This window comes from Streptomyces sp. NPDC056224, from assembly GCF_042267665.1.
In the GTDB taxonomy this organism is placed as follows: Bacteria; Actinomycetota; Actinomycetes; order Streptomycetales; family Streptomycetaceae; genus Streptomyces.
In genome coordinates, this window is the sequence record NZ_JBHJTK010000044.1 from 1 (window position 1) to 18,835 (window position 18,835).

Below are 18,835 nucleotides of genomic sequence, written 5' to 3' on the forward strand. Positions count from 1 at the left end.
CATACCGGACGGCGTCTGCACGACAGGGACCGGCATACGGCCCTCCTTCGCCCAGGCCCATGCGGTCTGGTAGTGCACACCGTTGCGCGCCGCCCGCTCGGAAAGCTTCACGCCATCAGGATAAAAGCTGATGAAGGCAGATAACTACTGATGAAAAATGCGACTTTTGTTCACCCCTTTCAAGACCTCGTCACGGGCGGGCCCCCGCCTGCCGGACCTCCGCCCACACCGTCTTTCCGGGCTCCCGCGCCGTGACCCCCCACTCCTCGGCCACGGCCGCCACCACCAGCAGCCCCCGCCCGCCCTCCGCCGACCACGGATCGACGGCCCCCGGCGCCGACGGCGGCCCCTTGTCGCCACGGGTGTCGCTGACCGCCACCCGTACGCTCCCCCGCCCGTCGTAGTCCATCCGCAGCTCGAAGTCCCGCCCGGCCACCTGCCCGTGGAGCACGGCGTTGGCGGCGAGCTCGGCGACGACGAGCCCGACGTCGTCGGAGAACGGGCAGCCGTACGGCACCCCCCAGTAGGCCAGCTGCACCTGCGCCAGCCGCCGGGCGAGGGTGGCCCCGCGGCGCGTCGCACTGAACCGCTGCCGGAAGGCCTGTGCCATGTCACTGAATTCGGTCGTCACCTCACCGAGCGTGGCGGCGGAGCCGTAGGCTTTCCAGTGGCGGCGGCGCTACGAGCGTGATCCGTAGGGATGCGGCCTGTTCGTGTACGGCCCGTACGGACAAGGGCGGACCAGCCGATGAACCACCTGTCAGACCGCGAAGAACGCCCAGAGCGCCCGGTGGAGGCGGACGGCACGGCACACCTGTTCCGTGCCCTGGGCAAACAGATCAAGGCATTACGGGAGGCAGCCGACCTCCACCAGAAGGAACTGGCCGCGCTCCTGCACGTCGGCGAGGACCTGATCGGCGCGATCGAGCGGGGTGTCCGCACCCCGCAGCCGGACCTGCTGGAACGGGCGGATGTCGTCCTGGGCGCGCGGGGCGTCCTGAAGGCGGCGGTCCCGGAGGTCAGGGAGGCGCTGAAGCGGGCGCGGACCCGGCATCCGGATTGGTTCCGGAGCTACGCAGAGGCGGAGGCCGCGACTCAGGCACTCCATGCGTACGGACATCAGGGCGTGCCGGGTCTGTTGCAGACCGAGAGCCACGCGCGCGAGATCTTCACGGAGCGTCGCCCGCTCCTGGACGATCAGACGATCGAAAAGCGGGTGCAGGACCGGCTGGACCGCCAACAGGTCTTCGAACGGTGGCCGTCCCCCACCTTCAGCTTCGTCCTTGACCACAACCTGCTCGAGCGGAAGGTGGGCGGTCAGGACGTTCACCGCGAACAGCTCCAACGCTTTCTGAAGATCGGCCGGTTGCGCACGGTGCAGCTCCAGGTGATGCCGTACGGCGGCGGCGCGCACGCGGCGATGGACGGCTCGTTCACCCTGCTCCACCCCAAGGGCCGCCAGCAGATCGCCTATCACGAGGCCTACGGCCGCCCGCACTTGATCACTGATCCTGATCAGGTACGCATCATGGCTGAGCGCTATGGGATCATCCGGGCACAAGCGCTCACGCCCGATGAGTCCCTCGCCTTGATCGAGAAGATGCTGGGAGAAGCAGGATGAAAACCACTGGTCTGGCCTGGTTCAAGAGCAGCTACAGCAGCGGCGAGGGCGGCGAATGCCTCGAAGTAGCGCTCGCCTGGCAGAAGTCGAGCTACAGCAGCGGCGAGGGCGGCCAGTGCGTCGAGGTCGCGGCCTGCCCCTCCGCCGTCCACGTCCGGGACTCCAAGGTGACCGCCGGGCCGGAGCTGGCGGTCACCCCTGGAGCCTGGGCCGACTTCGTACGGTTCAGCCGCGCGTCGGCGTAGCCGACCGGGCGACCGGGATCCACAGGGCCGTCTCGGCCCCGCCGGACTCGTCCGGCCGGACCTGGAGGATCTCGGGGCCCGGACGGCTCTCGTACGGGTTGGACGGGAACCACTGGGTGAACACGTCCCGCCACAGGTGCTGGAGCGCCTGCGGGAAGGGGCCTGAGTTCTCGAAGACGGCCCAGGTGCCCGCCGGGACCCGGAGCACGTCCAGGTCCTGCGGTACGTCGGCCGCGCCCGTCACCACGGCGTGGTAGTAGTCCAGTTCGGTCCCCTCGGCCCGGCTGGGGTCGAGGTCGTCACTGACCGAGACGATCCCTTCCGGGTCCTGGTCGGACAGGCCGGCGATCCGCCGCACCGTGTCCGGCCCGATGCCCCGGATGAACTCGGCGATGGCCGGATTCGCCCCCTCGTGGACGAGGGGGACGCGGGCCTTCTTGCCCACCACCTTGAACGCGTCCTTCTCCACGACCTTGTACTGCATGCTGCTGCTCCCTTCGACGACGAGTCGGAAGGACATCCGGGGCTGTGACCGCAGGGCCGCACCGGTCTGCCGGGCTTCGCCCGGCCCGACGCCGTGCACGGCGCGGAACGCGCGGGCGAAGGACTCACCCGACCCGTAGCCGTAGCGCACGGCGATGTCGAGCAGGGTCCGTTCGCCCGCCAGTACCTCGGCGCCCGCGACGGTCAGCCGCCTGCGCCGGACGTACTCCGACAGCGGCATCCCGGCGAGTGCCGAGAACAGCCGCCGGAAGTGGTACTCCGACGTCACGGCGATCCGTGCCAGCTCGGCGATGTCGATCGCCCCGTCGAGGCGCGCCTCGACGTGGTCCATGGCCTGGTTGAGCCCTTCCAGCACCCGGGGCCTCCTTCCGTTTCACGCCTCACGCTAGGAAGGAGCGCCCCTCCCGCACCCGACATCCTGTGCCCGCGATGGTCGGGTCGCGGCGCGGCCTGCCCCGCCCGCACCGTCCAGCTCGTCGAAGCCGCGACCGAAAGCGTGCCTCCCGCCGGCCGCAGCGGTCATCTCCCCCTCATCGGGTGCGCATTCGGTGTGCGTCCCGTGCCCATCCGGTGTCCACCCAGCACATCACCGGAGATTCATTCCGGCCACAACCAACAACTTCCGGCCAAGCAATGCACAGGTAAAGCGCCACCCGATCCGGGAATACGCAGGTAGGCGCGGGGAACACCGCCGCCCACCTTGCCCGTTGACCATTTCAACAGTGGCCAAGTGATCGTCTTGTGGGTAACGTTCCGATGTGCCCGGCGCCCCGAAGTGTGGGAGACCGAGCACCGTCGGACTTCTCTCTGACCAGGAGCGGTTCGGCAACGACCAAGTAATCGGGGGAAAGAAGTCCGGGGGGACCCTTTCGGTTTCCACGCCTGTTCAGGTTGCCCACTCGGGCTTCCTCCCCCTTGCGACAACGCAAGGGATTCAAATGAATCGCAACACCCTGCGGATGGCGGCCGTTTCGGCCGTCGCCGCCATCGCCATCGGGGGAGGCGCGGGCCTGGCCCAGGCCTCCACGGCTTCCGTGGCCGCGCCCCAGACGGTTTCGGCCACCCAGCAGGCCGAGGCCCAGCAGGCCGCGCGCGCCCTGCTGGCCAGCCCGCTGGCGGCCGAGCTCTCGTCCGCCGAGCGGACCGAGATGAACAAGATAGCCAACGGCGAGCTCTCCGCTGCCAGCAAGTGGAGCGCCATCCGGGCCGCCTTCAGCAAGGTCGGCGGCTTCGCCAAGGCCATCGGCGGCAAGTACAGCGACTTCAAGAAGTGGTACGACGGCCTGTCCTGGTGGGTGCGTGCGCCTCTCGCGGCCATCTCCCCGGGCCTGACGCTTCTTGAGATCTACAACGCCCTCCGCTGATCGAGTGGCGTGGGCCGGGTCTGCCCGGGTACTTCCCGGGCGGGCCCGGCCCGCTACCCGTAGACGAAGACACGCAGAGCACGCAGAGCACACAGAGCATGCAGAGACGGAGCGTCCGGGATGACCGACACCAAGTCCGCCCGGCCCCGCGCGGCCGGCGAGAGTACGTGGGCGCTGCCCCTGCTGGCGCTCGTGCCGGCGGCGGCGATCAGGCAATTCACCGACCATTCCACGCCCTGGCTCGTGATTTCCTGGGTGTGCTGCGCCCTGTCCGCCGTATTGCTGGCGGTCGGCTGGTCGACGGTGATCCGGCACGGGATGCGCGGGCCCCTCTCCTGGGCTGCCTGCATTCTCGCGCACGCGGTTTTCGCCGTGCAATTGATATGGCTCATCCGGAGCTGATTTCGGAACTGAGTCCGGAAGAACTCACATTGCAATGGAACAAGGCAATCGGGGAAAGAAACCCGCGGGTGACAACCCTTCGGTTTCCACGCCTGTTCAGGTCGCCGGGTGCGGGCTTCCTCCCCCTTGCGATAACGCAGGGAGACCCTACATGAACCACCGCTCCAGCCATACGGAGCCGGAGCCGGGTGGTGTGCTGGTCGAGGCGGAAGGCCTCGGCCGGTCCTTCGGCACCAAGCGTGTTCTGGACGACGTCTCGCTGACCCTCCGCGCCGGTGAGGTGACCGGCTTCGTCGGTGCGAACGGGGCCGGGAAGTCCACCACGATCCAGCTGATGCTGGGCCTGCTGCACGGTGAGGGCCGGACCTCCTACCTCGGCCGCCCCCTGCGCGCCTGGGGCGCGCCCGGCACCGTCGTCGGTGCCGTCCTGGGCGGCGTCGCGGGCCATGCGAAGCATCGCGTGCGCACCCATCTGCGGATGGTGGCCGCGGGCTCCGCGGTGCCCGACCGCCGCGTCGGGGAACTCCTGGACAGCGTCGGTCTGACCGAGGCGGGCGGGCTGCGCCTGGACCAGCTCTCGCTCGGCATGTCCCAGCGGGTCGCCATCGCCCAGGCGCTGCTGGGCGATCCGCCCGTGCTCGTCCTCGACGAGCCCGCGAACGGGCTCGATCCCCATTCCATCCGCTGGCTGCGAGATTTCCTCCGCTCGCAGGCCGACCAGGGCCGGGCGGTCCTGGTCTCCAGCCACTTCCTCGGCGAGATGGAGCAGCTGGCCGACCGCGTGGTGGTGCTGTCGCGCGGCCGGGTCGCCGCCTCCGCGCCGATGGCCGAGCTGCTGGCCCGCGCGGCCCACCGGCAGGTGGTGAGCGTGGAGTCGCCCGAGCTGCCGAGGCTGGCCGCGCTCGTCGAGGCGCAGGGCGGCCGTCTCACCCCCACCGGTCCCACCGACCCCACCGGCCCCACCGGTGGCGGGAGCGCGCACATCACCGGCCTGGACCGGGTCCGGATCGGCACCCTCGCGGCCGAGAACGCCCTGCCGCTGTACTGGCTGCACGAGGCGAGGCCGTCCCTGGAGGAGTTCTACCTGGGCATCGCGGAAGAGGAGTTCAAAATCTCGTGACGTCATCAGCACCGGCGGCCGCGGCGGCCGTCGCCCCCGTCGACGACCGCCTGCCCCGCACCCCCGTGGCCGTCTCCCGCGCCGAGGCCTTCCGCAGGGCGTGCCGGTACGAGTGGCGGCATCTGGAGGGCCTGCGCTCGACGTGGATCCTGCTCGGCGTCGTGGCGGTACTGAGCCTGCTGACGGGCATCACCGTGCTGCTCGACCTGGACAAGGACCGGCCGGTCAGCGCCTCCACCATGGCCGACGTGATCGCGTGGACCCCGCTCGCGACGCAGGTCCCGGTCCTGTGTTTCTTCCTCCTCGTCCTGGGCACCGGCCCGGTCTCCACCGACCTGGTGCGCGGAGGCGCCCGTACGACGTGGCTGGCGGTCAACGGACGGGGCACGGCCTACGCGGCGAAGTGCCTGGTCGGGTTCCTGGCGGCGGCCGCGACGGCCGCCGCCAGCGCGCTGCTCGGGGCCCTCTCCTCCTCGGCCGTCCTGGCCGTGAGCGGCGCCCCGCAGCCCGCCTGGGGCGGAGTGGTGGTACCGGCGCTGCGCTTCACGCTGTGGATGGGCTGTTGGGCGCTGCTCTGCCTGGCGCTGGTGTCCCTGGTGCGCAGCCGGATCATCCCGGTGCTGGTCCTGTGCATGTGGCCGCTGATCGTCGAGCGGCTGGTGGGCGGGGCTCTCGGCTACCTGCCGGGGCTGGACGGGGTGGGCAAGTGGCTGCCGTTCGCGGCCGGCCGGGCGATGCTGACCGATGTCTCCGCCTACCCGGCCGACGACCGGCCGTTCGCGCAGGCGCTGGTCGGATCCCATCTGTCCTCGGGTTCCGCCACGTTGCTGTTCTGCCTGTACACCGCCGTGATCGCGGCGGCGGGTTGCTGGGCGTACTGCCGCCGGGACGCCAAGGCGGGCTGATCGCCTCACGACGTGTGCCAGGCGGGCGTCCGGGGCGGAGCCCCGATATCGGGGCTCCGGCCGCACCTCGTCAGCCCCGGCGGGTGAAGGGGGCGGCCAGGGCCGCGAGGAGGAGGCCCGCCAGACCCACGGCGGCGAGGGCGAGGGCGCCCAGGTGCAGGGCGGTCTCCCGAGTTTCCGGCTTGCCGTACACCCGGTCACGGAGGGCGCGGGCCTCGCCCGCGAAGACGAGCTTGTCGCTGCCGTCGCGCTCGATCTGGTCGGCGTACGCGTACAGCGTCCCGGTGTGCGACACCCCGCGGGCGGTCCACCGCGCGCCCTCGCACTTGGCGGTGGCCCGGCTCCCGCTCCCGCCGCCGCCCTTGCGAACGAACGTCTCCGTCCGGCAGCGCGCGGGCAGTTCGACGGCCGTGGACGTACCGAAGGCGTACGCGGCGCCCCAGCCCGCCGGCTTCTGGGAGGCGCTGCCGACGACGAGGAAGACGCCGGCGGCTATCCCCATGAGGAGCAGGCTGAGCGTCGCCCGCTGCTTGAACTTCTTCCCGCGTCCGGCCACGGAATCCCCTCAAGGTGGTTGTGCGCATGCCAAATCGACAGGTTCGGGCCACCGGAATGGCCGATTCCCGTTCCTGTGTATCGCGCGTTTGTACCGCACCCGCAGCCGCTCGACAAGGCCTGCGATGCCCGGCTCGCAAAGGCGGGCTGCACGGTCTCCCGACCGCCGGGCCCTGCCGTGACGGCCTCCGCCCCGCCCGCTCACTCCACGGCGGGGCAGGACCGCGTCCCGGCCGGCAGCCGCCCGTCGAGCAGGAAGCGGTCGGCGTACTCCCGTACGCAGGAGGAGACCGGGTAGCCGGTGTGCCCGTCGCCCTTGAAGTCCACGACGACCGCCGAGCCCAGCCGCTTCGCCGTCTCCTCCGTCCACTCGTACGGCGTCGCCGGGTCCCCTCGGGTGCCGACCAGCAGCATCCGCGGCGCGCCCGGGCGGTCTATCTTCCGGATGAAGTCGGTGCCGGCGGGCCGCCCGTAGCAGGAGAGCACCGTCCTCAGCTGGTGCGGCCCGAACACCTCGGAGGCCCTGAGGAACTCGCCCTTCAGACCGGCCAGTTCCTTCGCGATGGCCGCCGGGCTGGCCGTGTCGTTCGACCGGTCCGGGTCGTCCGCACAGGTCACGGCGGTGAGGGCGGCCTCGGCGTTGTCCCCGGGCACCGTCCCGGGCCCGCCGGCCCGCTCCTCCTCCGTCCGCTCCTCCTCGGCATCGTGCGGATCGGAGGGGTCCGCCGGCCCGCCGAGCTGGAGCAGCCCCACCGGGTCGCGGTCACGCTCGGCCATCGCGAGCGCGTCGGCGAGCCGGGGCCACGTCTGCCGCGAGTACAGGGCGGCGGCAATGGAGTCCACCGCGTCCTGCCCGGTCACGTACGTGCCGTCCTGGCCGACCAGCGGCTCCTTGTCGAGCCTCGCCACCAGGGCGTTGACCTTCTGCCCGGCGGAGCGCGTGTTGCTCCCGTAGACGCAGCCGGGCCGGCGGGCGCACCAGGACAGGAAACGGTCCAGGGCCCGCTGCTGGCCGCGTGCCGTGACGAGTGCCTGCTCCGCCAGCGGTTCGACGAGGGTGTCGACGCCGTCGAGGACCATCCGGCCGGTGCGCTCCGGGAACTGCGCGGCGTACACGGCGCCCAGCCGGGTCCCGTAGGAGAAGCCGAGGTAGTTGAGCTTGCGGTCGCCCAGCACGTGGCGCATCACGTCCATGTCGCGCGCGACGTGGACGGTCCCGATGTACGGGAGGACGGGGCCGGAGGCGAGCTCGCAGCGGCGCACCACGGCGCGCAGGGCGGCCAGCTGCGCGGCGGCGTCGGCCCGGGCCTCGTCGGCGGTCTGCTGGGAGCCGCCGCAGGAGACGGGCTCGCTGTGGCCGACGCCGCGGGGGTCGAAGGCGATGAGGTCGTAGCGCTCGCCTAGGCCGGCGAAGGCCTTGGGGTCGGCGGCCAGACCGGCGATGCCGGGGCCACCGGGGCCGCCGTAGTTCAGCAGGAGGGAGCCGAGGCGCTTGCCGGGGTCCGAGGCCGGTATCCGGGCCAGGGCGATCTCGACCGAGCCCTTGGCGGGGGCGGCGTAGTCGAGCGGTACCCGGACGGTCCCGCAGCGCATCGCGGCGGGCACGCGCTTCTCCGGGCAGTCCCCCCACCGGATGCGCTGCCCGTGGAAGCGTTCCAGCGGGTCGCCGACGGCTGGCGCGGGCGGCGGGGCGGCCGCGAAGCAGGCCGCGAGCAGGACGCAGGCGGCGGCGACGCTACGGGGCAGCCGGCGGGAGCGGGACCGGGACCGGGATCGCGGGCAGGATCGGGATCGGAACGGGGATGGCGATGGGGATGGGGATCGGTGCACTGCACCCTCCTCGGGTGTCCCCCCGGGAGCTCAGCCCACCTTAAGCGCCCTCCCCCGACCCCGCCTGCCGACGGCGGGCCCGGACACGGACAGGGGAACGGGCCCGGGAACGGCCCCCGGCACGGCCACGGCCACGGACCCCGCGCGTCGGCTCACCGCTCGCGCTGCCCCCGGTACAGCTCGTCGATCCGGTCCCGGTAGTCGCGGGCGATCGCGCCCCGCCTGAGTTTCAGCGAGGGGGTCAGGTGGCCGCGCGCCTCCGTGAAGCCGCCCTGAAGGACGGCGAAGCGGCGGATCGACTCGGCACGCGACACCAGCTGGTTGGCCTCGTCCACCGCCCGCTGGATGTCCGCCAGCAGTTCCTCGTCCCGCACCAGCTCGTAGATCGGCACACCCTGCTTCTTGTGCATCTGGCGCCAGTGCAGCAGCCCGTCCGGCTCCAGGGTGATCAGGGCGGTGACGTACGGCCGGTTGTCGCCGACCACCATGCACTGCCCGACCAGCGGGTGGGCCCGCAGCCAGTCCTCCAGCGGCGCGGGAGCCACGTTCTTGCCGCCGGAGGTGATGATCAGGTCCTTCTTGCGGCCGGTGATGGTGAGGTAGCCGTCGGCGTCGAGCGCGCCGATGTCCCCCGTCGCCAGCCAGCTGCCGGGTGGCAGGGCCTGCCCGCTGTTCCAGTAGCCGGCGAAGACGTGGCGCCCGCCGAGCAGCACCTCGCCGTCGTCCGCGATCCGCACGCCCGTGCCCGGCAGCGGCCAGCCGACCGTGCCCAGCCTCGGCCGCTGCGGCGGGGTGACGGTGCTCGCTCCGGTCGTCTCCGTCAGCCCGTAGCCCTCGAAGACCTCGATGCCGGCGCCGGTGTAGAAGGCGGCGAGCCGCGTGCCCAGCGGGGAGCCGCCGCTCAGGACGTAGCGGACGCGGCCGCCGAGCGCGGCCCGGATCCGCCGGTAGACGAGCGGGTCGTACAGGGCCCGCGCGGCGCGCAGCACGAACCCGGGGGCCTTGCCCTCGACCAGCTCGCCGCAGCGCTGCGCGATCCGCGCGGCCCGGTCGAAGGACGACGCCCGGCCCATCTTCTCGGCGGTGGCGCGGGCGGTGTTGTAGACCTTCTCCAGGACGTACGGGATGGCGAGGAGGAAGGTCGGCCGGAAGCCGGCGAGGTCGGCGAGGAGGTCCTCGGTGCTGATGCTGGGCGCGTGCCCCAGCTTCACCCGGGCCCGCAGGCAGCCCACGGCGACCATCCGGCCGAAGACGTGGGACAGCGGCAGGAAGAGGAGGGTGGAGGCCGGGTCCTTGCTGACGGACTTGAAGACGGGGTGCAGCAGCTCCACCGCGTTGTCCACCTCGGCGAAGAAGTTGCCGTGCGTGATGACGCATCCCTTGGGCTGCCCGGTCGTGCCCGACGTGTAGATCAGGGTCGCGACGGAGTCCGGCGTACGAGCGGCCCGGCGCGCGTGCACGACCGCGTCGGGCAGGTGCTCGCCGGCCTTGACCAGCCGGGCGACCGCTCCGGTGTCGAACTCCCACAGGTGCGCCAGCCAGGGCAGGTTGACCCGCTCGGCGCTGATGATCCGCGCCTGCGCGGTGTCCTCGACGGCGCAGGCCACGGCGCCGGAGTCGTGCAGGATCCAGCGGGCCTGGAGGGCGGAGGACGTCGGGTAGACGGGTACGGTGACCAGCCCTGCGGCCCATCCGGCGAAGTCGAGCAGGGTCCACTCGTAGGTGGTGCGGGCCATGATGGCGAGCCGGTCGCCCTCGCGCAGGCCCTCGGCGATGAGGCCCTTGGCCACGGCGAGCACCTCGGCGGCGAACTCGGCGGCCGTGACGTCGCGCCAGGTCCCGTTCCGGTCCTTGCGCGCGAGCACCGCCTCGCGGGGGGCCTCCCGGGCGTTCTGGAAGGGGATGTCGCCGAGCGAGCCGTGCTCCGCCACCGGTGCGAGCGCGGGCACGCGCACCTCGCGCACCACCCCGTCGACGACCGTCTTGACGGGCTCGACGGGCTCGACGGCCTTGACGGGTCTGACCGGCGTCAGGTCGGCTTCCACGGCGCACTCTCCTCGGTCCGGCACGAGTGTTACCGCCGGTAATTTACGCAGCGGTAATGCCGCCCGACCACCCCTCTGACCACCTTTTTCACGGAGGCTCCACGCCACGGCCGCATGCCGCGACCCCGCCAATTCGCTGGCCCGTGCCGGACGCGCAGGCGAGGCTCGAGAGGTGACGTACGACCGGGACACCATCGACCTTTCCGAGGACCGGTCCCCCCGGGTCCGCCGTGGCCGCAGACCTGGGACGAACTCGACCCCGAGCAGCACCCGTTCGCCTGGGACGAGGACGCGGAGCGCCTGCTCCGCGCCCTGATCGAGGAATGGGTACCGCCCGTCCTGTCCGGCATGGCGGGCCGGTGGCAGGGCGAGGCGGCCGCCACCCAGGATCGGGCTCCGGCTCCGACTCCGGCTCCGGTTCGGGCCGGGGCGCAGGCGCAGGCTCCGGCTCCGGCTCCGGCTCCGGCTCCGGCTCCGGCTCCGGGGGCAGCGGCGGCAGCGGCGGCGGGGGTGTCTCCAGCCCGGCACGCGGGTGGTTGAAGGACACCGTCCGCGTGACCACCTGCCCGGTGGCCAGCCGTACGCGGCTGCGCTCCAGGCACCCGTGCGCCTCCAGCTCCCGCAGGGCGGACGCGATCCGCACCTCCCCCTCCGGGAACCGGTCGGTGAGCCGCTTGATGCCGATCTTCGCGCCGTCCGGAAGCGACTGGATGTGGAGCGCGAGCCCCATCGCGACCAGCGACAGCGAGCGGTGCTGGGCGAGGTGGTTGCCGACCACCGTGTAGCGATCGGCGTGCCGCACGTTGACGTGGAGGACACCGGATCGGGCGGTCCCGGCGTGAACACGGGACGAGGCGCGCGAGAGCGCGCTAAGGTGCTGAAGAGCCATTGGGAAGTGCCGACTTCCTAGTTGGTCAGGCCCTCGACCGGGATTGCCGTCCCGCCGGGGGCCGTCTCATGCCTGACGTTGTGGGGCGAGCATATGCCCGGCAACCGGCCCGAAATCCAGCCGAGTTGGCACAGTTCACCCGTGTGAGTCACGGGGAGTCGGAGGGGTTGGGTTGGTTGGTTTTAGCTCCCGTGATTTAAAGCAGTGATGTCCGGGCGCACCGGGTCGCACGTCCCCACGACCCGGTACGGACGCAATTGCCACGACCCCGCCCGCACACCGAATCGCGGAACTCCGCGACCCGGTCGACACACCGCGCCGCCACCTCCCACAAGGCCGTCACCAGCACCTTCTGCGGCGAGCCCGTCACGCTCCACGGCAAGGACCGCCGGACCCATTCCGGGACCGAGCCGCTTATCGACGTATTCCCGTCGCGGCTGACCGTGCAGTTGAGGGTGACATTGCACTGCGCCGTCGGTCACCCAGCAGGCCCGACTCGGCGCGCTGCGCGAAAACCCATTCCGTGGGCGTCCCTGCACGCCTTTCATAACGGCCCACCGCTACTCCGGCGAGCCGTCTCCCGTCAGGCCACCGCAATTTCCGCCCACACCACCTTGCACGGACCGGGCCCGTGCTCGACGCCCCAGCGGTCCGCGAGCGCTTCGACGAGCACCAGCCCCCGCCCCGCATCGTGGATCTCCGGGATCCGGTCACCCCGGGCGTCCGTCACCTCGACACGCAGCACGCCCGGGGTGACGGTGAGAGTCAGCCGGAAGTCCCTTCCGGGCACCCGCCCATGGGTCACGGCGTTCGTGGCGAGCTCGGCGATGATCTGTGCGGGTGCCTCCAAAGCCAGCCCCCAGGAGCGCAGTTGTTCGACGGCGAGCACGCGCCCGAGTCGAGCACCGCGCGGGGTGGCGGACAGCTGGACGTGGAAGTCGACGAGTTGAGTAATCACGTCACTCAGCGTGTCCGTCCGTGCGTACCGTGAGAAGGGAAGCCGCCCGTACGTCCCGCGTTTGTCCGGAGATTGTCCAGTGCTGTCCTGGCTGTCCGGACCGACCTGACGGGTACGGGGGCGCTGAAGACATCGGCTCGTCGGAGGTGGGCGCGCATGAGCGTGGACAGTGACGGTACGGAAGACGCCGGCTGGGACGTCGACCCTGAGGACGAACAGGGAGTGGCGGTACTGGCCGCGCTGGGCCGCCAGCTCAAGGCATGGCGGGAGCAGGCGGGCATGCGGGCCGCCGAGTTCGGAACGGCGGTCGGGTACGGGGAGGACCTGGTCCGCAAGGTCGAGGCGGGCAAGCGGATCCCCCGCCCCGAGTACCTGGACAGGGCGGACGAGGTGCTGCGGGCGGGCGGGAAGATCGTCGCGATGAAGGCGGACATGGAGCAGGTCCGCTACCCGAAGAAGGTGCGGGAACTCGCGAAGATGGAGGCCACGGCGGTCGAGATCGGGGCGTACCGCATCCATGGGATACACGGTGTCCTGCAGACGGAGGAGTACGCGAGGGCGCTCTTCGAAATGCGTCAGCCCGCCTACACCCAGGACGAGGTGGAGCGATACGTGGCTGCGCGCATCACCCGTCGGGCACTCTTCGACCGCAGTCCGGCTCCGTCGCTCAGCATCGTCCAGGAAGAGACGAGCCTGCGCCGCCCCATCGGAGGCACAATGGTGTGGCGTCGACAGCTCGAACGTCTGCTGGAGGTGAGCCGGTTGCGACATGTCGCTCTCCAGGTGATGCCGACCGACCGCGAGGTCCATGCCGGCATGGACGGCGGGATCGAAGTGCTGAAGTTCGGGGACGGTAGCGCGGTGGGCCGCTCGGAAGGCGCCTTCGGTGGGCGCCCGGTCTCCGACCCGAGGCAGCTCCGGATCCTTGAGCTGCGCTATGGCATGATCCGGGCCCAAGCGCTCACACCCCTGGAGTCGCGGGGCTTCATCGAAGAACTGCTGGGAGAGACATGATCGACTACCCCGAGCTGCACTGGTTCAAGAGCAGCTACAGCGATGGCAGCGAAGGCGACTCCTGCGTCGAGGTGGCCACTACCCCCGCCGCAATCCACGTCCGAGACTCCAAGGACACCCGCCTCCCCCACCTCGCCTTCACCCCGCGCGCCTGGACGGGCTTCGTCTCGCACGCCTGACGCACTTCTCCGGGGGTCAGACCCTGAAGGAGGTCATCTTCACCAGCGCGGTGCGCTCGTCCTCGTACGTGATCCGCAGCGTGACGTGCGAGGCCCGGCTCGGCTTCAGGGTGCCCGCACCGTCGCCGTCGAAGCAGCCGATCAACGGGTCGCAGTCCGCACCCCTGGAGAGGACTCCGTGCCTGTCCTCCTCAAGATCCGCGCGCAGCCGGGGGAAGGCCTCCTTGAGCCCGTCGGACAGACCTTCGCGCGGCATCCGGAACGTGGCGACGTAGCCGGCGCTCGTCGGGTACGTGTCGTTCGTGCAGAACGCATCCCTTGCGCGTTCGGGCATCGAGGCATCCGCGAAGTCCAGCGCCTTCGCGCAGTTCACCCACCACAGTTCGGTCGCCTCCAGCCGCGCAGTAAGGGCTCTGGTCAAAGGCTCCTTCCCAGGGGCGAACTGACCGACCCACAGCACGGCGCCCGCGACCAGCGCCAGCGCCACACCCACCCCGACCAGCGCCCGGCGCAGCGCGGCGGACATCCGTTTTCCTTCAACACCCATGACTTCCCACCCCGTTCACGGCACGACGAACCCACCGGACGGCGGTCCGACCTCCCGGCACAGCCACCCTAACAATTCATTGAACGCGTTCAACCCAACGGCCGCGGCGCGCCCGTGCCGATGGGCCCGCACCGGCGACCCCACTTCCCGCCACCTCGTGGCATCTCGTCCGCCCGCGTCCCCGGTGTTACACAATGACCCGTGTCACAGCGGTAGTTGCCGTACGACCGGAGGGACCATGCGTACGGGAGAGCACTTCTCCGGGCGGTACAGGCTGGACACCCGGCTCGGGCACGGCGGCATCGGCGAGGTGTGGCGGGCGTACGACGTCGAGCTCGGCCGGGCGGTCGCGGTGAAGGTGCTGCTGGAGTTCGACGCGACGGACGAGCTGCTGCGGCGGTTCCGCCGCGAGGCGGCGATCGGGGCGCGGCTCCAGCATCCGGGGATCACGGTCGTCCATGACATCGGGCAGCACGAGAACCGGCTGTTCATCGTGATGGAGCTGCTGGAGGGGGAGGACCTCGCCCGGCTGTTGAGCCGGTCACCGGGCGGCCTCCCGGTGACCGAGGCGGTCGCACTGGCGCTGCAGGCCGCGGAGGCGCTGGCCGCCGCCCACGCCCAGAAGGTGGTGCACCGCGACCTCAAGCCCGCCAACCTCTTCCTGCTGGCCGACGGACGGCTGAAGATCTGCGACTTCGGCATCGCCCGTACCGCGGACGCCACCGACGGGCTGACGGTCACCGGCAGGCCGTTCGGCACTCCGTCCTACATGGCCCCGGAGCAGTGGCGCGGCGAGCACGTGGACGCGCGGTGCGATCTGTACGCCCTGGGGTGCGTGCTGCACGCCCTGCTGACCGGCGCCCCGCCGTTCCCCGACCCCGCTCAGCCCTGGGTCCTGATGCGCCGGCACCTGGACGAGACACCGCCGGACCTGCGCACCGTACGGGCGGACGCGCCGGCCGACCTCGCGGAACTGGTCGCTTCGCTGCTGGCCAAGGACCCGGCCGCCCGACCGGACGCCCCCACCACCGCCGAGCGCCTGCGCGCGATCCGGAACCCGGCCCCCGCCGCCACCCCCGACCTGCACACCGCCGCCACCGAACCCGCACTGTCGCCACCACCCACGCGCGAACCGGCGCCGCCGCGCACTCCCGCCCGCGGCCCGCGCCGCCGCACGCTCGTCCTCGGCGGCTTCGCCGCACTGGCCGCGGGGTCCGCAGGGGTACTCACCGCTCGGCATTTCGCCGACGACACCGGCGGCCCGGGCGCCGTCCTCGCCGACGGTACCTCTCGCGTGGAATCGGTGGCGTTCAGCCCGGACGGCACCGTCCTCGCCGGCGGCTACGGCGACAAGACCATCCGCCTGTGGGACATCGCCTCCCGCACGACCCTGGCTCCCCTCACCGGCCACAAGAATTCCGTGGTTTCGGTGGTCTTCAGCTCCGATGGCAAAACCCTCGCCAGCGGGAGCAGCGACCACACCGTCCGCCTGTGGGACGTAGCCTCCCGTACCTGCACCGCCACCCTCGTCGGCCACACCGGTGGCGTGCGGTCGGTGGTGTTCAGCCCGGACGGCACGTCCCTGGCCAGCGCCGCCTGGGACAACGACGTCCGCCTGTGGGACATCGCCTCCCGTACCAACACCACCACCACCCTCACCGACCCCATCAACGCCACGCACTCGCTGGCGTTCAGTCCGGACGGCAAGAAGCTCGCCGGCGGGAGCAGCGACCACACCCTGCGCCTCTGGGACCTCACCTCCGACAACAGCGCCGATCCCCTCCTCGGCCACACCGGTGGCGTGCGGTCGGTGGCCTTCAGCCCCGACGGCAAGCGGCTCGCCAGCGGAAGCGACGACCGCACCATCCGGCTCTGGAACGCCACCGAGCGCGGGAGCACCTACACCCTTGCCGGCCACACCCGTGACGTGGATTCGGTGGCCTTCAGCCCCGACGGCAAGCGGCTCGCCAGCGGAAGCGACGACCGCACCGTCCGGCTCTGGGACATCAAATCGGGCAACAGCACCGCCACCTTCACCGGCCACACCAGTGGCGTGGTTTCCGTGGCGTTCAGCCCCGACGGTAAGGCCCTCGCCAGCGGAAGCAACGACTCCACCATCCGGCTCTGGAAGCTCTCCTGACGGCAGAGGTGCCGTTTTCCCCGTATTAGCATGCACATGATCCGTCATTTCCGGGTCAAGTCAGGGGGGAACCACGTGTCGTTCGATACTGAATGGGCGCAGCACAAGGCCGCCGTCCTGGCCGGGCAGCAGTCGCCCGCGATGCGGCTCAACCAGGTGGCGCCCGAGGTGGGCGGCAGCCCGGCGGGCAGCCTGCTGGCCGGGACCCAGTCCATCAACGGCAACGCCAACCTCCTCATCGAGATCGCCGCGCTGCTGCACGAAGGCCGCCCGGACGGCGACGCGGGCACCATGGCCCGCGCGCCCCGCGCGCACGAGGACGTCGCGAAGGAGGCCCTGCGCTTCGCCCGGTTCGCCGACGACCAGTTCCAGGACACGATCGCCCTGTTCGCCGGCCTGGCCACCCGTCTCAAGACCACCGGCACCGGCTTCGCCCACGTGGACGACGCCACCGCCCGGTCCTTCCTCGCCAACCTCCTCGACTCGGGGCAGTACGTACCGCCGGAGTGCAAATGAGCGGCCTCAGCCACCACGGGGACGTCGCGTTCCTGGAGGAGTGCAACCCGGCCCTCATCGAGCGCAACGCCGCCGAGTTCCGCCGGCTGCGCGATCTCCTCGTCCAGGTCGAGGAGCCCGCCCGGCGGGCGGAGACCGGCACGCAATGGGAGAGCGACGGCAGCCACACGTACACCCGGCGCCTCGGCGAGGCCCGCCAGTTGGTGACCCACATGGCCGAGGGCTACGACAGGGCCGCGAGCGCCCTGAACGCCTACGCCGCGGCCCTGACCACCGCCAAGTCCCACTACGGCAACGGCAAGCGCTCCGAGCGGGCGCTGGCCGCGCTGATCGGCACGAAGGGCACCGCGATCACCAAGGTCGCGCAGGAGGCGGAACCGATGCGCCAGTGGGAGGACATGCGGGCGACGACCGGGGTCTTCGACTGGCTGGCCGAGGCCACGATGGACGTGGACGACATCCGGGACGAGGCGAACCGGCTCCACGACGCCGCGGGCGGCAGCTTCCACCTGGCGAAGACCACCGAGCAGGAGGCGCGCAGCACCTGCGTGCACGCGCTGAAGCAGGCGTACGAGTTGCTGCCCGACTTCCAGGTGAAGGGCGGCGGCAAGCGGCCCGACCTGTACGCGGCGATGGCGGACATCCGCCGAGAGGCGGCGGAGGCCCGCACCAGCCCGCTGGCCCACCTGCCGGGCAGCGGCCCGAAGCGCGAGATGACGGGGCCGCTCGGGAAGACCGAGATGTCGCCGGAGCTGCGCGACATCCGGATGCGGATCGCGGGACTGCCCGAGGTCGACGACAGCTACTGGAACCCGCCGGACGGCGACAAGGAGAAGGCGGCCTGGATCTCCCAGAAGAAGGAGATCCTCCGGGCGGCCGCCCAGCACGCGGGGCTGCCCGAGGAACTGGTCGCGGGCATCGCCTGGAAGGAGATCGCCGGTCAGCCCGGAATCGTCGACGACGGCATCGACACGATCCGGCAGTGGGCCGACACCCCGCTCAGTCCCCTCACTCCCGAGAACCTCTTCAGCCGGGCGGGCGGAACCCCCGACGAGACCTCCTTCGGTCCGATCGCCATCCAGCTCCGCCGCGGCGCCGAGGTGCTCGGCTACGATCCGGCGCACCTCACGGACGATCAGCGGGCCCTGGTGGAGGAGTCGCTCCAGGACCCGAGGCAGAATGCCTTCATCGCCGCCGGATTCCTCGCCCAGATCAAGGCCGAGGCGGGCTACGGCGACGTCCCCGCCGACCAGCTGACCGACGCCCAGATGCGGGAGATCGCCGCCCGCTACAACGGCGGCCCTTACTGGAAGTCGGAGAAGGCCCAGTCCTACGGCGACGACTTCGGCGACAGCCTCGGCAAGGTGAAGGACGCGATGCGATGACGTACCGCCGCTGGTGGATCGGGGTACCCCTCGCGCTCGTCCACCTCCTGAACACCGCCGTCGTCTACTACGCCCTGGCCTACGGACCGGCGGGCGCATGGGACGAGCAGGGGTACGCCGGGACCGAGCTGGAGTGCCTGCTCGCCCTCTTCCTGAGCGCCGGGGCGATCCTGATCACCCTCGTCCCGCCCGTCCGCCGGACGGTGGGCCTGTGGTGGCTCGTCCCGCCGGCCGTCCTGGGGGTGATCGCGTGGGTCCGCATCGCGACGCTCGGATGAGGCTGCCGCGCGAGGACATCGACCTGCCCGAGGACCAGGGCTGCCTGCGCTGGGTGCTCGGGGTCCCGCTCGCCCTCGTCTACGTCCCCGCGGTGTACCTCTGCTACCTCGCCCTGGTCATGCAGTCGGACCCCCGCGACGACAGGCTGCGGGACGACGTCCGGCTGGTCGCCGGCCTCTCGCTCTCCCTGTGCCTCCTGGGACTGCTGATCACCATCACCCCGGTGTTCCGGCGGAACCTGGGCCGGTGGTGGTTCGCGCTGCCGCTGCTGCTGGCGACGGTCGCGTACGCCCGCGGGCAGACGGTCTGAAGGCTCGGGACGGCTCGGGACGGCTCG

Annotated in this window: 20 protein-coding genes; 13 read left to right on the plus strand and 7 right to left on the minus strand. The window is 71.3% G+C overall.

Features of this window, described 5'->3' with window-relative positions; genetic code table 11:
• Positions 1-190: 190 nt before the first annotated feature.
• Positions 191-610, minus strand: a complete 420-nt coding sequence (locus ACFCZ1_RS32130; protein ID WP_376681854.1) for an ATP-binding protein — start codon at positions 608-610, stop codon at positions 191-193.
• A 138-nt stretch (positions 611-748) separates the two neighbouring features.
• Between ACFCZ1_RS32130 and ACFCZ1_RS32135 the strand changes: the two genes are divergently transcribed.
• Positions 749-1,621 carry a Scr1 family TA system antitoxin-like transcriptional regulator gene (locus ACFCZ1_RS32135; protein ID WP_376681801.1) on the plus strand — a complete coding sequence of 291 codons (873 nt, stop codon included), beginning with the start codon at positions 749-751 and terminating at the stop codon, positions 1,619-1,621.
• Positions 1,618-1,866: a DUF397 domain-containing protein gene (locus ACFCZ1_RS32140; protein WP_376681802.1), complete on the plus strand. Its 249-nt coding sequence runs from the start codon at positions 1,618-1,620 to the stop codon at positions 1,864-1,866. Before ACFCZ1_RS32135 ends, ACFCZ1_RS32140 begins: the two co-directional genes overlap by 4 nt.
• Here ACFCZ1_RS32140 and ACFCZ1_RS32145 read toward each other — a convergent pair.
• Complete coding sequence (locus ACFCZ1_RS32145; protein WP_376681803.1) at positions 1,847-2,725, minus strand: GyrI-like domain-containing protein; 879 nt, start codon at positions 2,723-2,725, stop codon at positions 1,847-1,849. The two genes, ACFCZ1_RS32140 and ACFCZ1_RS32145, sit on opposite strands and share 20 nt — an antisense overlap.
• Positions 2,726-3,308: 583 nt before the next feature.
• Here ACFCZ1_RS32145 and ACFCZ1_RS32150 point away from each other — a divergent pair.
• The 4 genes from ACFCZ1_RS32150 to ACFCZ1_RS32165 all read left to right on the plus strand — a co-directional run bounded on the left by ACFCZ1_RS32150 (position 3,309) and on the right by ACFCZ1_RS32165 (position 6,161).
• Complete coding sequence (locus tag ACFCZ1_RS32150) at positions 3,309-3,734, plus strand: hypothetical protein (protein WP_376681804.1); 426 nt, start codon at positions 3,309-3,311, stop codon at positions 3,732-3,734.
• Positions 3,735-3,854: 120 nt separating this feature from the next.
• Positions 3,855-4,136: a hypothetical protein gene (locus tag ACFCZ1_RS32155; protein ID WP_376681805.1), complete on the plus strand. Its 282-nt coding sequence runs from the start codon at positions 3,855-3,857 to the stop codon at positions 4,134-4,136.
• 151 nt (positions 4,137-4,287) lie between these two features.
• On the plus strand, positions 4,288-5,256 hold the full coding sequence (locus ACFCZ1_RS32160; protein WP_376681806.1) for an ABC transporter ATP-binding protein: 969 nt from the start codon (positions 4,288-4,290) through the stop codon (positions 5,254-5,256).
• Positions 5,253-6,161: a hypothetical protein gene (locus tag ACFCZ1_RS32165; RefSeq protein WP_376681807.1), complete on the plus strand. Its 909-nt coding sequence runs from the start codon at positions 5,253-5,255 to the stop codon at positions 6,159-6,161. Before ACFCZ1_RS32160 ends, ACFCZ1_RS32165 begins: the two co-directional genes overlap by 4 nt.
• 70 nt (positions 6,162-6,231) lie before the next feature.
• Here the strand turns inward: ACFCZ1_RS32165 and ACFCZ1_RS32170 are convergent, their stop codons facing one another.
• The 4 genes from ACFCZ1_RS32170 to ACFCZ1_RS32185 all read right to left on the minus strand — a co-directional run bounded on the left by ACFCZ1_RS32170 (position 6,232) and on the right by ACFCZ1_RS32185 (position 12,438).
• Positions 6,232-6,717 carry a hypothetical protein gene (locus ACFCZ1_RS32170; RefSeq protein WP_376681808.1) on the minus strand — a complete coding sequence of 162 codons (486 nt, stop codon included), beginning with the start codon at positions 6,715-6,717 and terminating at the stop codon, positions 6,232-6,234.
• A gap of 200 nt (positions 6,718-6,917) precedes the next feature.
• Complete coding sequence (locus ACFCZ1_RS32175) at positions 6,918-8,321, minus strand: alpha/beta hydrolase (protein ID WP_376681809.1); 1,404 nt, start codon at positions 8,319-8,321, stop codon at positions 6,918-6,920.
• 377 nt (positions 8,322-8,698) lie between these two features.
• Entirely contained in the window at positions 8,699-10,591 is a 1,893-nt protein-coding gene (locus ACFCZ1_RS32180; protein ID WP_376681810.1) for an AMP-dependent synthetase/ligase, read from the minus strand.
• Between the two features lie 1,472 nt (positions 10,592-12,063).
• Positions 12,064-12,438 carry an ATP-binding protein gene (locus ACFCZ1_RS32185; protein WP_376681811.1) on the minus strand — a complete coding sequence of 125 codons (375 nt, stop codon included), beginning with the start codon at positions 12,436-12,438 and terminating at the stop codon, positions 12,064-12,066.
• 156 nt (positions 12,439-12,594) lie between these two features.
• Here ACFCZ1_RS32185 and ACFCZ1_RS32190 point away from each other — a divergent pair, with 156 nt between their 5' ends.
• Together ACFCZ1_RS32190 and ACFCZ1_RS32195 are read left to right on the plus strand one after the other, a co-directional pair.
• Positions 12,595-13,452 (plus strand): helix-turn-helix domain-containing protein, encoded by an 858-nt coding sequence (locus tag ACFCZ1_RS32190; protein WP_376681812.1) that lies wholly within the window; start codon positions 12,595-12,597, stop codon positions 13,450-13,452.
• Positions 13,449-13,631, plus strand: a complete 183-nt coding sequence (locus ACFCZ1_RS32195; RefSeq protein WP_376681813.1) for a DUF397 domain-containing protein — start codon at positions 13,449-13,451, stop codon at positions 13,629-13,631. The genes ACFCZ1_RS32190 and ACFCZ1_RS32195 overlap by 4 nt, the downstream gene beginning before the upstream one ends.
• A 16-nt stretch (positions 13,632-13,647) precedes the next feature.
• Here the strand turns inward: ACFCZ1_RS32195 and ACFCZ1_RS32200 are convergent, their stop codons facing one another.
• The gene (locus ACFCZ1_RS32200) at positions 13,648-14,157 is read right to left on the minus strand and encodes a hypothetical protein (protein ID WP_376681814.1); all 510 of its coding nucleotides are present in this window, start codon (positions 14,155-14,157) and stop codon (positions 13,648-13,650) included.
• Positions 14,158-14,416: 259 nt separating this feature from the next.
• Here ACFCZ1_RS32200 and ACFCZ1_RS32205 point away from each other — a divergent pair, with 259 nt between their 5' ends.
• The 5 genes from ACFCZ1_RS32205 to ACFCZ1_RS32225 all read left to right on the plus strand — a co-directional run bounded on the left by ACFCZ1_RS32205 (position 14,417) and on the right by ACFCZ1_RS32225 (position 18,808).
• A complete protein-coding gene (locus ACFCZ1_RS32205) occupies positions 14,417-16,318 on the plus strand; it encodes a WD40 repeat domain-containing serine/threonine protein kinase (RefSeq protein ID WP_376681815.1) in 1,902 nt (633 codons plus the stop codon).
• Positions 16,319-16,393: 75 nt separating this feature from the next.
• Positions 16,394-16,834 (plus strand): hypothetical protein, encoded by a 441-nt coding sequence (locus tag ACFCZ1_RS32210; protein ID WP_376681816.1) that lies wholly within the window; start codon positions 16,394-16,396, stop codon positions 16,832-16,834.
• A complete protein-coding gene (locus ACFCZ1_RS32215) occupies positions 16,831-18,219 on the plus strand; it encodes a hypothetical protein (RefSeq protein WP_376681817.1) in 1,389 nt (462 codons plus the stop codon). Before ACFCZ1_RS32210 ends, ACFCZ1_RS32215 begins: the two co-directional genes overlap by 4 nt.
• Positions 18,216-18,497 (plus strand): hypothetical protein, encoded by a 282-nt coding sequence (locus ACFCZ1_RS32220; RefSeq protein WP_376681818.1) that lies wholly within the window; start codon positions 18,216-18,218, stop codon positions 18,495-18,497. Before ACFCZ1_RS32215 ends, ACFCZ1_RS32220 begins: the two co-directional genes overlap by 4 nt.
• Positions 18,494-18,808, plus strand: a complete 315-nt coding sequence (locus ACFCZ1_RS32225) for a hypothetical protein (protein ID WP_376681819.1) — start codon at positions 18,494-18,496, stop codon at positions 18,806-18,808. The genes ACFCZ1_RS32220 and ACFCZ1_RS32225 overlap by 4 nt, the downstream gene beginning before the upstream one ends.
• Positions 18,809-18,835 lie beyond the last annotated feature (27 nt).

Coding starts and splice junctions, on each gene's coding strand:
- ACFCZ1_RS32130 (WP_376681854.1), bottom strand. CDS start 610: ATGGCACAGGCCTTCCGGCAGCGGTTCAGTGCGACGCGCCGCGGGGCC.
- ACFCZ1_RS32135 (WP_376681801.1), top strand. CDS start 749: ATGAACCACCTGTCAGACCGCGAAGAACGCCCAGAGCGCCCGGTGGAG.
- ACFCZ1_RS32140 (WP_376681802.1), top strand. CDS start 1,618: ATGAAAACCACTGGTCTGGCCTGGTTCAAGAGCAGCTACAGCAGCGGC.
- ACFCZ1_RS32150 (WP_376681804.1), top strand. CDS start 3,309: ATGAATCGCAACACCCTGCGGATGGCGGCCGTTTCGGCCGTCGCCGCC.
- ACFCZ1_RS32155 (WP_376681805.1), top strand. CDS start 3,855: ATGACCGACACCAAGTCCGCCCGGCCCCGCGCGGCCGGCGAGAGTACG.
- ACFCZ1_RS32160 (WP_376681806.1), top strand. CDS start 4,288: ATGAACCACCGCTCCAGCCATACGGAGCCGGAGCCGGGTGGTGTGCTG.
- ACFCZ1_RS32190 (WP_376681812.1), top strand. CDS start 12,595: ATGAGCGTGGACAGTGACGGTACGGAAGACGCCGGCTGGGACGTCGAC.
- ACFCZ1_RS32195 (WP_376681813.1), top strand. CDS start 13,449: ATGATCGACTACCCCGAGCTGCACTGGTTCAAGAGCAGCTACAGCGAT.
- ACFCZ1_RS32200 (WP_376681814.1), bottom strand. CDS start 14,157: ATGTCCGCCGCGCTGCGCCGGGCGCTGGTCGGGGTGGGTGTGGCGCTG.
- ACFCZ1_RS32205 (WP_376681815.1), top strand. CDS start 14,417: ATGCGTACGGGAGAGCACTTCTCCGGGCGGTACAGGCTGGACACCCGG.
- ACFCZ1_RS32215 (WP_376681817.1), top strand. CDS start 16,831: ATGAGCGGCCTCAGCCACCACGGGGACGTCGCGTTCCTGGAGGAGTGC.
- ACFCZ1_RS32220 (WP_376681818.1), top strand. CDS start 18,216: ATGACGTACCGCCGCTGGTGGATCGGGGTACCCCTCGCGCTCGTCCAC.
- ACFCZ1_RS32225 (WP_376681819.1), top strand. CDS start 18,494: ATGAGGCTGCCGCGCGAGGACATCGACCTGCCCGAGGACCAGGGCTGC.